This window comes from Streptomyces purpurascens, assembly GCF_045040895.1.
In the GTDB taxonomy this organism is placed as follows: domain Bacteria; phylum Actinomycetota; class Actinomycetes; order Streptomycetales; family Streptomycetaceae; genus Streptomyces; species Streptomyces purpurascens.
In genome coordinates this window covers 1,522,418-1,535,440 of record NZ_CP108341.1, presented here as the reverse complement: position 1 = coordinate 1,535,440, position 13,023 = coordinate 1,522,418, and the positions used below count along the sequence as shown (strand labels likewise).

13 protein-coding genes are annotated in these 13,023 nt (G+C 72.0%); 9 read left to right on the top strand and 4 right to left on the bottom strand.

The window, feature by feature from the left end; all coding sequences use genetic code 11:
* The first annotated feature begins 545 nt into the window (after positions 1-545).
* Together OHU35_RS07000 and OHU35_RS06995 are read left to right on the top strand one after the other, a co-directional pair.
* Positions 546-2,063 (top strand): glutamate-cysteine ligase family protein, encoded by a 1,518-nt coding sequence (locus OHU35_RS07000; RefSeq protein WP_189724542.1) that lies wholly within the window; start codon positions 546-548, stop codon positions 2,061-2,063.
* An 81-nt stretch (positions 2,064-2,144) separates the two neighbouring features.
* Positions 2,145-2,948 (top strand): CPBP family intramembrane glutamic endopeptidase, encoded by an 804-nt coding sequence (locus OHU35_RS06995; RefSeq protein ID WP_189724541.1) that lies wholly within the window; start codon positions 2,145-2,147, stop codon positions 2,946-2,948.
* Positions 2,949-3,009: 61 nt separating this feature from the next.
* Here the strand turns inward: OHU35_RS06995 and OHU35_RS06990 are convergent, their stop codons facing one another.
* Positions 3,010-3,828, bottom strand: a complete 819-nt coding sequence (locus OHU35_RS06990) for a PhzF family phenazine biosynthesis protein (protein WP_359894883.1) — start codon at positions 3,826-3,828, stop codon at positions 3,010-3,012.
* A 160-nt stretch (positions 3,829-3,988) separates the two neighbouring features.
* Here OHU35_RS06990 and OHU35_RS06985 point away from each other — a divergent pair, with 160 nt between their 5' ends.
* The 3 genes from OHU35_RS06985 (at position 3,989) to OHU35_RS06975 (ending at position 6,399) form a co-directional block, all read left to right on the top strand.
* Positions 3,989-4,657, top strand: a complete 669-nt coding sequence (locus OHU35_RS06985) for a HEAT repeat domain-containing protein (RefSeq protein WP_405509181.1) — start codon at positions 3,989-3,991, stop codon at positions 4,655-4,657.
* Between the two features lie 6 nt (positions 4,658-4,663).
* Positions 4,664-5,668, top strand: a complete 1,005-nt coding sequence (locus OHU35_RS06980; RefSeq protein WP_405505033.1) for a HEAT repeat domain-containing protein — start codon at positions 4,664-4,666, stop codon at positions 5,666-5,668.
* A 95-nt stretch (positions 5,669-5,763) separates the two neighbouring features.
* On the top strand, positions 5,764-6,399 hold the full coding sequence (locus OHU35_RS06975) for a PadR family transcriptional regulator (RefSeq protein ID WP_359894885.1): 636 nt from the start codon (positions 5,764-5,766) through the stop codon (positions 6,397-6,399).
* Positions 6,400-6,465: 66 nt separating this feature from the next.
* Here OHU35_RS06975 and OHU35_RS06970 read toward each other — a convergent pair whose 3' ends face one another.
* Positions 6,466-6,894, bottom strand: a complete 429-nt coding sequence (locus tag OHU35_RS06970; RefSeq protein ID WP_405505032.1) for an SRPBCC family protein — start codon at positions 6,892-6,894, stop codon at positions 6,466-6,468.
* A 217-nt stretch (positions 6,895-7,111) separates the two neighbouring features.
* Here OHU35_RS06970 and OHU35_RS06965 point away from each other — a divergent pair, with 217 nt between their 5' ends.
* The 3 genes from OHU35_RS06965 to OHU35_RS06955 all read left to right on the top strand — a co-directional run bounded on the left by OHU35_RS06965 (position 7,112) and on the right by OHU35_RS06955 (position 9,913).
* Positions 7,112-7,660 carry a Clp protease N-terminal domain-containing protein gene (locus OHU35_RS06965; protein ID WP_405505031.1) on the top strand — a complete coding sequence of 183 codons (549 nt, stop codon included), beginning with the start codon at positions 7,112-7,114 and terminating at the stop codon, positions 7,658-7,660.
* A gap of 85 nt (positions 7,661-7,745) precedes the next feature.
* Positions 7,746-8,750 (top strand): DMT family transporter, encoded by a 1,005-nt coding sequence (locus tag OHU35_RS06960; RefSeq protein WP_189724535.1) that lies wholly within the window; start codon positions 7,746-7,748, stop codon positions 8,748-8,750.
* Between the two features lie 218 nt (positions 8,751-8,968).
* On the top strand, positions 8,969-9,913 hold the full coding sequence (locus OHU35_RS06955; RefSeq protein WP_233878799.1) for a DMT family transporter: 945 nt from the start codon (positions 8,969-8,971) through the stop codon (positions 9,911-9,913).
* A 48-nt stretch (positions 9,914-9,961) separates the two neighbouring features.
* Here the strand turns inward: OHU35_RS06955 and OHU35_RS06950 are convergent, their stop codons facing one another.
* Positions 9,962-10,642, bottom strand: coding sequence for a pyridoxamine 5'-phosphate oxidase family protein (locus tag OHU35_RS06950; protein WP_189724533.1), 681 nt, complete (start codon positions 10,640-10,642; stop codon positions 9,962-9,964).
* A 36-nt stretch (positions 10,643-10,678) separates the two neighbouring features.
* On the opposite strand from OHU35_RS06950, the gene OHU35_RS06945 reads away from it, so the two are divergent.
* Positions 10,679-12,040: an aminotransferase class I/II-fold pyridoxal phosphate-dependent enzyme gene (locus tag OHU35_RS06945; RefSeq protein WP_233878800.1), complete on the top strand. Its 1,362-nt coding sequence runs from the start codon at positions 10,679-10,681 to the stop codon at positions 12,038-12,040.
* Here the strand turns inward: OHU35_RS06945 and OHU35_RS06940 are convergent.
* On the bottom strand, positions 12,031-12,990 hold the full coding sequence (locus OHU35_RS06940; RefSeq protein ID WP_189724531.1) for a DMT family transporter: 960 nt from the start codon (positions 12,988-12,990) through the stop codon (positions 12,031-12,033). The genes OHU35_RS06945 and OHU35_RS06940 overlap by 10 nt on opposite strands.
* Positions 12,991-13,023 lie beyond the last annotated feature (33 nt).

Sequence of the window (13,023 nt, the reverse complement as noted above, 5' to 3'; positions counted from 1 at the left end):
TCAAAGGCACGGTGGCACGAGGGCGGGGGCGGACGGCGCTGTCTGCTCACGAGGGTCGACAGAGGCAGGGCCGGGTCTCATGAGCGAGAGGGGGGTGGGGTCCGCCGATCACCGACTCGACGGCAGGACCCATCGACCGTGGGCGCCAAGCTTCTGCCTTGCCGCGGAGTTTATACGACACGGGATCAGACTGGGTTTCGCCTAGCCGTTTCCGGTGAGTAGAACAAGGGTACATTCGGTCGGCGATACGCGAGAATTATCCCGATTCCAGGCGGGGGTGTGAGGTGATGACCTCGGCGAATGTCCGCGAACCGGTCGGCCCATTCTCGTCGGCGTTTTTCACGAGTTCGCGGACACCGAGTGGACACCGAAACCCGTCCTGTGCGACATGCCGAGTGAATGTGCCACTGGTCACACGCGACCAGCGTAGCGGTCGGCGGACCCGTCCGGGACGTTATCGATCGCTTTCGCTGGGCATCCTCCACCTGACCGTGATCCCGGCGGCCGGATCTTGAGGCCCGCATCATCCGAGGAGGGACGCTTCGATGGGGGAGAAGGTCGTGGCAGGGCGGTTCGACCTGTCCGATCGCCAGCGCTACCGCGACAAGCTCCGTCGGTGTCTGACGGGCTTGGAGCGGCTCCTGGCGGAGAAGCGGTTCGATCGCCCGAAGAACCTCATGGGGCTGGAGATCGAATTGAATCTCGCGGGCACCGACGGCATGCCGAAAATGTTGAATGCGCAAGTCCTGGAACGTATCGCTAGCCGGGACTTCCAAACAGAACTCGCCATGTTCAACCTGGAAGTGAACATTCCACCACACCGTCTGGGCGGCCGGGTATTCGACCGGCTCGGGGAGGAACTCCGTACGTCACTGGCATATGCCGACCGGAAAGCGGGGGAAGTCGACGCGGGAATCGTGATGATCGGCATTCTGCCGACCCTCGACCGGGACGACCTGGTGTCGTCGAACCTCTCCGACGTCGACCGCTACACCCTCCTCAACGACCAGATCGTGGCCGCCCGGGGTGAGGAGTTCACCCTCGACATCGCCGGCGTGGAGCACCTCACCTGCACCTCGAAGTCCATCGCGCCGGAAGCCGCCTGCACCTCCGTGCAACTGCACCTCCAGGTCACCCCGGGCCGGTTCGCCGACGTGTGGAACGCGGCCCAGGCGGTCGCCGCCGCGCAGATCGCCGTCGGCGCCAACTCGCCCTTCCTGTTCGGCCGCGAGCTGTGGCGCGAGTCGCGGCCCCCGCTGTTCCAGCAGTCCACCGACACCCGCCCGCCCGAACTCCAGGCCCAGGGCGTCCGGCCGCGCACCTGGTTCGGCGAGCGCTGGGTCACCTCGGCGTACGACCTCTTCGAGGAGAACCTCCGCTACTACCCGGCGCTGCTGCCGATCTGCGACGACGAGGATCCGCTCGAGGTGCTCGACCGGGGCGGCACCCCCTCGCTCGCCGAGCTCGTCCTGCACAACGGCACGATCTACCGCTGGAACCGCCCGGTCTACGGCATCGCCGACGGCGTCCCCCACCTGCGTGTGGAGAACCGCGTCCTGCCCGCCGGGCCCACCGTCACCGACGTCGTCGCCAACGCGGCGTTCTTCTACGGCGTCGTCCGTGCCCTCGCCGAGGAGCCCCGGCCGGTATGGACGCGGCTGCCGTTCGAGGCGGCCGCCGCCAACTTCGACGCCGCCTGCCAGGACGGCATCGACGCCCGCTTCACCTGGCCCCGGCGCGGCCGGTACGGCGGCACCACGCAGGTCGACGCGGTGAGCCTCGTACGGGACGAACTGCTGCCGCTCGCCGAGGCCGGGCTGGACGCGTGGGGTGTCGAGCCGGCCGACCGCGACCTGTACCTGGGCGTGATCGAGGAACGGTGCCGGCGCCGGGTGAACGGGGCGAGCTGGCAGGCCGCGACCTTCCACAAGGCGCTGGACGCGGGCCACACGCGGGAGGCCGCGCTGGCCGCCACCACCCGGCGCTACCGCGAGCTGATGCACCAGGGGGATCCGGTACACACCTGGCCGGTGGGCCTGCCGGAGCCGGTGCCGCTGGGCTGACGCGCCGCCGGGGTGACATCCTGCTGCCTTCATACTGATCCGACAGATCGTTTCCGACAGGTCGGTGAAGTGGAGGCAGGTGTGCAGGCGGAGGCGAGCCCGGTGGCCGACGATTCCATTCCCCAGCAGGGGCTCTCGCGGCGGATGCTCCGTAACGAGACCCTGCTCGTGCTGGCGCTCTCGCTGGGGGCGAGCGGAGTCTCCGCCCTGATCAGCTTCATCGGCTCGGTCACCAAGCCCGGCGGGCTCAAGGACCAGGCGGCCACGATGAACGCCTCGGCCGCGCCCGGCCGTCCCTGGCTCGACCTCGCCTGGCAGCTCTTCGGGATCACCACGGCGCTCGTGCCCGTCGCGCTCGTCGCGCACTTCCTGCTGCGCGAGGGCGCGAGTCTGCGCACCATCGGCTTCGACCGCACCCGTCCCTGGCCCGACCTCGGCCGCGGCGCGGCGATCGCGGCGGTCATCGGCAGCACCGGCATCGCCTTCTACCTCGCGGCGCGAGGCCTCGGCTTCAACCTCACCGTGGTGCCGGAGGCGCTGCCCGGCGTGTGGTGGAAGTACCCGGTGCTGATCCTCTCCGCGATCCAGAACGCGGTGCTGGAGGAAGTGATCGTCGTCGGCTATCTGCTGCGCCGCCTCGGGCAACTGGGGTGGACCCCGATGGCCGCGCTGGTCGGCAGCTCGGTGCTGCGCGGCTCGTACCACCTCTACCAGGGCATCGGCGGCTTCATCGGGAACCTGGCCATGGGCGTCGTCTTCGTCTACCTGTACCGCCGCTGGGGCCGCGTCGGGCCTCTCGTGGTGGCGCACTCGCTGCTCGACATCGGGGCGTTCGTCGGGTACGCGCTGCTGGCGGGCAAGGTCGGGTGGCTCCCGACGGCGTGAACGACCGGCGGAGGGGCGTACGACGGTGTCGTACGCCCCTCGTTTCCCACGGCCCGGCGTTTCAGGCCAGCAGCTCGCCCTCGATGACGGTGACCGCCCTGCCCGTCAGCAGGGTGCGGTCGCCGCGCAGTTCCGTGCGAACGCGGCCGGAGCGGCGTGAGGCCTGGAGGCCCGTGAGGCCCGGGCGGCCCAGACGCTCGGACCAGAACGGGGCGAGCGCGGTGTGGGCGCTGCCGGTCACCGGGTCCTCGTCGATGCCGACGTTCGGGAAGAAGCAGCGCGAGACGAAGTCGTAGCCCTGGGCGGGGTCTTCCGCGCGGGCCGTGGCGATGACGCCGCGGGCGGAGTGGGTGGCGAGGGCCTTGAGGTCGGGGCCGAGGCCGTGCACCGTCTTCTCGTCGGCGAGCTCGACGAGCAGATCGCCGACGTTCGGGCCGGTGTCGAGGACCGTCAGCGGCTCGGCTCCCAGGGCCTCGGCGAGGCCGCGGGGCGGGTCGACCGGGGTGAGCGGAGCCGTCGGGAAGTCCATGGTGACGGAGCCGTCGCCGGCGGGCGTGGCGACGAGGACGCCACTGCGGGTCGCGAACCGCACCGGCCCCTCGTGGGCGCCGGTGGTGTGCAGGACATGAGCGGTGGCGAGGGTCGCGTGGCCGCACATCGCGACCTCGGCGGCCGGCGTGAACCAGCGCAGCGCCCAGTCGGCCTCGCCGCCCTGGGGGAGGGGATGGGCGAAGGCCGTCTCGGCGTGGTTGACCTCCAGGGCGATGTTCTGCAGCCGGCTGTCGTCCGGGAAGGCGTCCGCGTCGTTCAGGAGCATGACCCCGGCCGGGTTGCCGGTGAAGGGACGGTCGGTGAAGGCATCGACGATTCGAATCCGCATGCTCCGACGCTAGAGGCCCGACGAGGCCGTGGACCAAGGCCAATTCATGAGTCCTGGCCCGGTTCACGGACTGGCCGGCCCGCATCGGCTTCCTCGGTGTGGCTCCGCTTGACCTTGACACAGTGACAAGGTCTTCACTGTGGCCGAGGAGGTGGTTCCGATGACCATGCCGAAAGAGGACACGAACCCGACGCGGGCTTTCCAAGGGCTGGAGAACAGCGGCTCGTCGGTCCGGCTGCAGGCAGCGCTGGCGGTCGGCGCGACCCCGGATCCGCGGTTCGTCGACAAGCTCATCGAACGATGCGCGATCGAGCCCGATTTCCATGTGCGCGAAATGCTGACATGGGCGCTCACTCGCCACCCATCGTCCACGACGGTCCCCAAGCTCATGGGCGAACTCCGCGCGGAGCGTACGCAGGCACGAAGCCAGGCGTTGCACACGCTGTCCAAGATCGGGGACCGGCGAGCGTGGCCGGCGATCACACGGGCGCTTCTGACCGACCCCGACGACGAGGTGGCGCGGAGCGCCTGGCGGGCAGCGGTCGTCCTCGTGCCCGAAGGAGAAGAAGCCGGGCTGGCCGGCGTGCTGGCGGCACAGCTCGGACGCGGTGAGCGTGAGACGCAGTCGAGCCTCAGCCGGGCGTTGATCGCGCTCGGAGAGGCGGTCATGCCGACCCTGCGCGCCGCGATGACGGATCCCGACCCCCGTGTGCGTCAGCACGCGATCGCGACGGAACGGCTGCGGCGCGACCCGGATGCCGGTTTCGAGTTCGCGATCGAGGAGGCGAAGCGCGTCGTCGCCCTCGGCACGACCGGCCAGGAAGGATGACGGAGCGTGCTGATCGGTGAGGTGGCACGACGGTCCGGGGTCAGCGCCCGCATGCTCAGGCACTACGAATCGCTCGGCCTGGTGCGGCCGACGGGCCGTACCGACGCCGGCTATCGCGCGTACTCCGGCGAGGACATCCGGCGGATCTTCCACATCGAGAGCCTGCGGTCATTGGGGCTGTCGCTGCGTGAGGTCGGGCGCGCGCTGGACGATCCCGGCTTCCGGCCCTCGGAGCTCGTCGACGACCTCGTCCACCGGACGCGAGAGCGCATCGCGAGTGAGACGGAGCTGCTCACCCGACTCCGGCGGATCGGTGCCGCGGAACCCGCCGGCTGGGAGGACGTCCTCCAGATCGTCGGACTCCTCCACGCGTTGGGATCGAAGAGCGCCGGGGCGCGCCAGCGCGCGGCCCTGTCCTCGGTCGAAGAGGTTCCGTGGCCGGTGGAAGCCCTGGTCGAGGCAGCGTTGAGCGAGACGGACCCGAACGTCGCCGGAGCCCTTCGATGGGCTTTGGCGCAATCGGGCGAGGGCGGATCGGCCCTGCTCGCCGAGGGACTCGGCTCACCCGTGGCCGAGGTCAGGAAACGTGCCGTCCAGTCCCTCGCCGAGATGCCGAACGGCGAGGCGACCGCACTGCTGAAGGACGCTCTCGCGCATCACGACATCGTGGTCCGCAGGTACGCGGCTCTGGAGCTCGGGGCACGCGGAGTGGCCGACGCGGTCCCGACGCTCGTCGACATGGTCGTCGAGGAGGCGAACGACGTCGACGCGGCCGACGCGCTGAGCGCGCTGGCGAGTGACCCCGCGTCCGCGGACCGGATCGCCACCAGGCTCGTCGACTGCCTCGCCCACGGCACCGTCGCACCGTCCGCGCGCCGGCGGCTGACCCAGGCGCTCGCGGACATCCCGGGACCCACGGCGTCCCGTGCCCTCGCCGATCTGGCCCAGGACGAAGACCGCGTCGTGGCACTGACCGCCACGTACATTCTCGGGATTCGCGACGCCCGCTGAATCCGCTCGGTCCGGCAGGGCCTTGCCATAAGAACACTACCGATATATCGTTGAGACATCGCGACAGATCAACGATGGAATGGAGAGTGGTTGCGATGCGTACCCACGGTTACGAGCACGGACATGGCCACGGCGGATCGCGTCACGGCCGGGGCGGCTTCGAAGGGCTGCGTGCGGCCTTCGGTCCCTTCGGGCCCGGTGGTCCTGGTGGTCCCGGCTGGGGAGGGCCCGGTGGTCCGGGCTTCGGTCCCGGCCCCTGGGGCGGTCGAGGGCGCGGCGGGCCGAGGGGAAGGGCGCGGCGCGGTGACGTGCGGGCCTCGATCCTCGCCCTGCTGAAGGACCGGCCCATGCACGGCTACGAGATGATCCAGGAGATCGCCGAGCGCAGCGGCGGGGCGTGGAAGCCCAGCCCGGGTTCGGTGTACCCCACCCTTCAGCTGCTGGAGGACGAGGGCCTCATCATCAGCGAGTCCGAGGGCGGCAAGAAACTGTTCGCGCTCACGGAAGCGGGCCGCACGGCGGCCGACGAGGGGCCCGAGGCGCCCTGGGAGGAGGCCTCCCGCGGGGTCGACTGGGAGGCCCTCGGCGAGATCCGCCAGGCCGGCTTCGGGCTGATGGAGGCCTTCGGCCAGGTCTGGAAGACCGGCAGCAAGGAGCAGCGGGAGAAGGCGCTCGGCGTCATCAACGAAGCCCGTAAGAAGCTCTACCTGATCCTCGCCGACGAGGACTGAGGGCCGCCCCTTGTGGCGCAGGCGCCCCCTGGAGCGATCCGGGGGGCGCTTCTTCGTGCCGGGGTGTCAGGTCGTCAGCCCGTCCAGCTTGCGCAGCGACTCGTTCAGGGCCGCCGTGGCCGAGTCCCTGAGCTTGCCCGCCATCAACGACACCGCCGCACCCGTGAACTCGCCGTCGATGCGGACCGTCGTCGCGTCGCCGTCGGGAGTGAGGGTGTAGCGCGTCGTGACGGTCACGGCCATCGGGCCCTGGCCGCGGATGGCGAGCACCCGGGCCGGTTCGAGTTCCTCGACGGTCCACTCCACCTCGGCCGGGAAGTTCATCAGCCGCATGTTCTCCTGGAAGGTCGCGCCCACTTCCAGGCTCTCGGGGCCGCCCGCCGGGAAGCTGGTGTGGGTCGCGTTCCACTCGCCGTACGCGGACCAGTCCGTGAGCCTGGCCCACACCTTCTCGGCCGGCGCCCCGATGCGTGCCTCCGCGCTGACCTCGGCCATGCGACCACCTCTTCGTCTCGGGTGTCGCGGAACGTAGCGGTGGTGGCCGCAATGTTCAATACTGACGAACAGTCAGACATGCTGGGTCCGCGGGCAAAACAGCCTGATCTCCTCCGTAAGGAGGAGATTCCGGCCGGCGAAGTCCACTTCCTGTGGGACGCGAAAATGCTCCCCGCCGAGGATGACCCGGGCTCGCGGGACTGATGGGGTAGGGGATGTGCAACCCCGTATCCCCCGGCAGTTGGCCCCTGAGCACGGCATCCACCGCGCAGAGAACGATGCCAGGCTCAGTGACGAGCTGGCGTCGGTGATCGGTGGTGCCCGTCGCCGGGCGGTCAGGGACGGGGACCGGCAGGTCGACACGGCCCATCTGCTCCACTCGCTGCTGGAGTCCGACCCCGAGGCGCGTGCCGTCTTCGGTGACGGACCGCGGATCGCGCGACTGCTGGGCTATCTCGTCCAGCGCAGCATCGGCTACGGCCTGCGCTGGCAGAGCGGCGTCGAGGACTCCGGCGCCGTCCCCGTGGTGACGGAGAGCGCGGGCTTCTCACCGCTGGCCGCGGCGTCGATGGAGTACGCCTGCGAACGCGCCGCACGCCGCGGCGGACCGGCCCGCGGCATCGACCTGCTCGCGGCGATCGTCGTCGACGCGCAGGCGCGCGCGGTCGAGGTGCTCGGACGCGCCGGGATCGACCCGCACGAGGTGCTCGCCCGGCTCGACGGCCGGCCCGGGGAGTGGGCCGGAGGCGGCGAACCCGCGCACTGACCGGTCCTGCCCGGAGCGTTCGCCCCGTCCAGGCAGTGAGACAGGTGCCATAGGGGGTGACGCTCCTGTCAGGGCCTGTCATCATGTGCCGGTGCGTACGTCTGAGAGCAGTCCGAGCAGGCGCGGCAGGGGCATGGGGCTCGGTCTCGCGCTGCTGTCCGCGGTCGCCTTCGGCGGATCCGGAGTCGCGGCCAAGCCGCTGATCGAGGCGGGCCTCGACCCGCTGCACGTGGTGTGGCTGCGCGTGACCGGGGCCGCCCTGGTGATGCTGCCGCTCGCCGTACGCCACCGCGCGCTGCTGCGCCGCCGCCCCGGACTCCTCGCCGGATTCGGGCTGCTGGCCGTCGCCGGTGTCCAGGCCTTCTACTTCGCCTCGCTCTCCCGTATCCCCGTCGGCGTGGCGCTGCTCATCGAGTACCTGGCGCCCGCGCTCGTGCTCGGCTGGGTGCGGTTCGTGCAGCGGCGGCCCGTGACACGTGCCGCCGCGGTCGGTGTCGTCCTCGCGGTCGGAGGACTCGCGTGCGTCGTCGAGGTGTGGTCGGGCCTCGGCTTCGACGCCCTGGGGCTGTTGCTCGCGCTCGGCGCGGCCTGCTGCCAGGTCGGCTACTTCGTCCTCTCCGACCAGGGCAGCGACGCCGGCGACGAGGCGCCCGACCCGCTCGGCGTCATCGCCTACGGCCTGCTCGTCGGCGCGGCCGTGCTGACCGTCGTCGCCCGGCCCTGGACCATGGACTGGTCCGTGCTCACGGGCACCGCGCGCATGGACGGCACGCCCGTCGCCGCCGTCGTCCTGCTGGCCTGGATCGTCCTGGTCGCCACGGTCGTCGCGTACGTCACCGGCGTGGTCTCCGTACGCCGGCTCTCCCCGCAGGTCGCCGGTGTCGTGGCCTGTCTCGAAGCGGTCATCGCGACCGTCCTGGCTTGGGTCCTGCTCGGCGAGCACCTGTCGGCGCCGCAGATCGCCGGTGGCGTCATCGTGCTGGTGGGCGCGTTCATCGCGCAGTCCTCGACGCCCGCGAAGGGCTCCGAACGGCCGGTGGCCAGCGGCGGCCCGGAAAGGGAGTTGTCCACGCCCGGAACGGCGGCTTAGGGTGCCGATCATGCCGTCCGACGCACTCGTTCTTCCGCCTCCGGCCGCCTGAGGCGGGCCCTCCGGAAACCGCGCCCGGCATGTCGCCGCCGGGCCGGCCGGTGCTGCCCGCAGACGAAGTCCGCGGACCCCGCTGATCCGGGGTCCTTCCCGAACTTCCGCGCACCCGCCGCCGCTCGTTCCGCGCGGCGCGTCGTGCGCGTCTGCGGAGAGAACACGTGTCGAACACTGCCTCCGGCCTGCCCATCGGGCGAGGCCTCCTCTATCTGATCGTCGCCGGTGTCGCCTGGGGCACCGCGGGCGCGGCCGCCTCCCTGGTCTACCGGGCCAGTGACATGGGGCCCGTCGCCCTCTCCTTCTGGCGCTGCGCGGCCGGTCTCGTGCTGCTGCTCGCCGTCCGCCTCGTGCGGCCGCGCGCCCGGACGGCCGTACGCGAGCCGCTCGGCCGCCGGGCGCTGCGGACCGGGGTCACCGGGCTCGGGCTCGCGGTCTTCCAGACGGCCTACTTCGCGGCCGTCTCCGCCACCGGCCTGGCCGTCGCCACCGTCGTCACCCTGGGCGCCGGGCCCGTGCTCATCGCGCTCGGCGCCCGGCTGACCCTGGCCGAACGCCTGGGCCGGGGCGGAGCCGTCGCCGTCGCGGGTGCCCTCGCGGGGCTCGCGGTCCTCGTCCTCGGCGGCGGGGGTACGGCCGTACGCCCGTGGGGTGTGCTGCTCGCGCTGCTGTCCGCGGGCGGGTACAGCGCGATGACGCTGCTCACCCGTCGCTGGGGACGCGACGGCGAGGCCGACGCGTCCCGGACGACCGTCGGGGCCTTCGCCGTCACGAGCCTGTGTCTGCTGCCGTTCGCCTGGGCGGAAGGGCTGCTGCCGCACACCGAGGAGCCCGGGAGGCTCCTGGTGCTGCTGGCGTACGTCGCCGCCGTGCCCACGGCCCTTGCCTACGGCCTCTACTTCGCCGGGGCGGCCGTGGTGCGGTCTGCCACCGTCTCGGTGATCATGTTGCTTGAGCCGGTGAGCGCGGCGGGGCTGGCCGTTGTCCTGCTCGGGGAGCACCTCACCGTCACGACGGTGGCCGGGGCCCTGCTGATGCTTGGGTCGGTCGCGGGGCTTGCAATGGGTGAGGCGAGGGGTGCGCGGGTGGAGCCGGGGGTGCTGGTGTGATCGGCGGGTGCGGGTGATCTGTGGCTCGTCGCGCAGTTCCCCGCGCCCCTAAGGCAGGTACCCGGGCAGTTCTGTGCCCGGCGCCAGACCCGGGTCGGGGATCGGTGTGCCGTACGTCTTCTGGACCGGAACCACACCGGCCCAGTGCGGGAGGGCGAGGTCCTCAGGTTCGTCGTTCACGCCGCCCGTGCGGAGCTTGGCGGAGACCTCGTCCAGGTCCAGGCGGAGCACGGCGGTGGCGGCCAGTTCCTTCTTGTTGGCCGGGCGGGAGTCGGCGGCGCGGCCCGGCACGACGTGGTCGACGAGCGCGTCCAGGGCCTGCCGCTTCTCCTCGGGGTCCGTCACGTCGTGGGCGACGCCGTGCACCACCACAGAGCGGTAGTTGATCGAGTGGTGGAAGGCCGAGCGGGCCAGGACCAGGCCGTCGACGTGCGTGACGGTCAGGCAGACCGGGAGGCCCGGGTCGGCCTGGCCGGCCGCCCGCAGCGGGCGCGAGCCCGTCGAGCCGTGCACGTAGAGCCGCTCGCCGACCCGGGCGAACAGCGTGGGCAGCACGACCGGCGCGCCGTCGCGGACGAACCCGAGGTGGCAGACGTAGGCCTCGTCGAGTATCGCGTGCACCAATTCCCTGTCGTACGAGGCCCGGTCGGGGGAGCGGGTGGGGACGGTGCGGTCGGTCGGGGCGTAGGCGGTGGCGGGCTGCGACGGCGTCTGTGCGGTCCCCTGCATTGGCGCTCTCCATTGCACTAGTGCATACTTGGCTTTGTGCTAGGAGAGTATCCGATCAGTGGGCGCCGCGCAGCGGACATTTCCGCGAGCGTCGAGCGGGCGGTGGGGGCCGGTGAGCTGCGGCCGGGTCAACTTCTGCCGCCCATGCGGGAGTTGGCGGAGCGGTTGGGGGTGAATCCCAACACCGTCGCGGCCGCGTACCGGACCCTGCGTGAGCGCGGGGTCATCGAGACCGCCGGCCGGCGCGGCAGCCGGGTGCGGCCGGCGCCCGCCACGACCGGGCGGGACCGGATCAGGGTGGACGTCCCCGAGGGCGTGCGTGATGTGGCGGCGGGTAATCCGGACCCGGCGTTGCTCCCGCCCCTCGCGGCCGCGTTCGCGGCGGCGGCCGCCGAGGCCGACCGTGCGCCCGTGCTCTATGGAGAGGCCCCCGTGGACCCGGAGCTGGCCCGGTTCGCGCGGGCCGGCCTCGACGCCGACGGGGTACCGGACGGGCCGCTCGCGGTGGTCTCCGGGGCGCTCGACGGTGTCGAACGCGTGCTGGCGGCCCACCTCAAGCCCGGCGACACCGTCGCCGTCGAGGACCCCGGCTGGGGACGCACCCTCGACCTCGTGCCGGCGCTCGGACTCAGGACCGTCCCCGTCGGCGTCGACGACGACGGACCGTACGCCGAGGACGTGCGCCGGGCGTTGGAGGCCGGGGCGCGGGCCCTGATCGTCACGGACCGGGCGCAGAACCCGACCGGTGCCGCGGTGAGCGCCACGCGCGCGCGTGCCCTGCGGTCCGTGCTCCGGGAACACCCGGAGACCCTGCTGATCGAGGACGACCACGGCCACGGCATCGTCGACCTCCCCCTCCACCCCCTCGCCGGCGTCACCCGGCACTGGGCCTTCGTCCGCTCGGCCGCCAAGGCCTACGGCCCCGATCTGCGCCTCGCCCTGCTCACCGGCGACGCCGTCACCGTCGACCGGGTCCGTGGCCGGCAGCGCCTGGGGCCGGGGTGGGTGAGCCTGCTGATGCAGCGGGCCCTGGTACGGCTCTGGACCGACGGGGCGGTGGACACGCGCGAGGTGGCGGCGGCGTACGGGCGGCGCCGGGACGCGCTGATCGAAGCGCTCCGCCGACGTGGTGTCGCGGCACACGGGCGCAGCGGCATGAATGTGTGGGTGCCCGTGCCGGACGAGACCGGAGCCGTCGCCCGGCTGCAGCACGCCGGCTGGGCGGTCGCCCCGGGCGCCCGCTTCCGGATGAGCGCACCGCCCGGCATCCGGGTCACCGTCTCGACGCTCGCCGAGAACGGGAGCGGGGACGGGGACCGGAGGGGGAGTGAGATCGAGATGCTGGCCGACGCGATCTCCTCGGCGCTCGGCCCGGCCCCGGCGCGGAGTTACGTCTGAGGCCTCGGCTGTGTCCGGGACTTCGGCCGGACCTGCGTGAGGGCCGCGCCCGTCAGGACGACCACCGCGCCGACCGGTGTCGACCAGGTGAGCGACTCGCCGAGGAGTGCGACGCCCGCGGCCGTGGCGATGACCGGGATGAAGTAGGTGACCATCTGGGCGGTCGTCGGGCCGACCTCGGCGACCAGGCCGTACTGGAGGAGCACGGCGAGGCCCGTGCCCAGGGCGCCCAGGGCGGCGATCGCCAGCAGTGGCACGACGGGCACACCGCTGGGCAGGGTGGTGAACAGCGGGGTGACGACGGCCAGTTGGACCGTCGCGAGCAGTAGCTGCGCCCCGGTCATCGACAGGTGCGAGTGGCTCGTGCCGGCCAGGGTGCGGCGGACGTGGATCCAGCCGATCGGGTAGCTGAGGGAGGCCAGCAGGGCCAGGGCCGTGCCGGTGGCGTCCAGGCCGTGGAAGCCCTGCCAGGCGCCCAGCACCGTGAGCACCCCGAGGAAGCCCAGACCGAGCCCCGCGACCCGCACCCGGGTGGGGCGGTCCTCCGACAGGGCGACCAGGGACAGCGCCATGCCCCACAGCGGCGAGGTCGCGTTGCAGATGCCCGCCAGGGTGGACGGGATGGTCAGCTCGGCGTACGCGAACAGCGAGAACGGCAGGGCGTTGAGCAGGAACGCGGCGACCGCCAGATGCCCCCAGGTGCGCGCCCCGCGCGGCAGCCGCTCACGGCGCACGGCCATCGCGGCGGCCAGCACCGCCGTACCGAACACCAGCCGGCCGAGCGTGACCTGGAACGGTGCGTACCCCTGGGTGCCCACCTTGATGAGCAGGAAGCTGAAGCCCCAGATCAGGGACAGCGCGGCGAAGCGGAGACGCCAGTCGATGCGGCGCCGGGGCCGGACGGGCGAGGCCGTGGCGACCCGGCCGGGCGTGGTGGTGACGGTGGTCATGGAAGCCACGATGCTGGAGCGGAACCGCGTAGC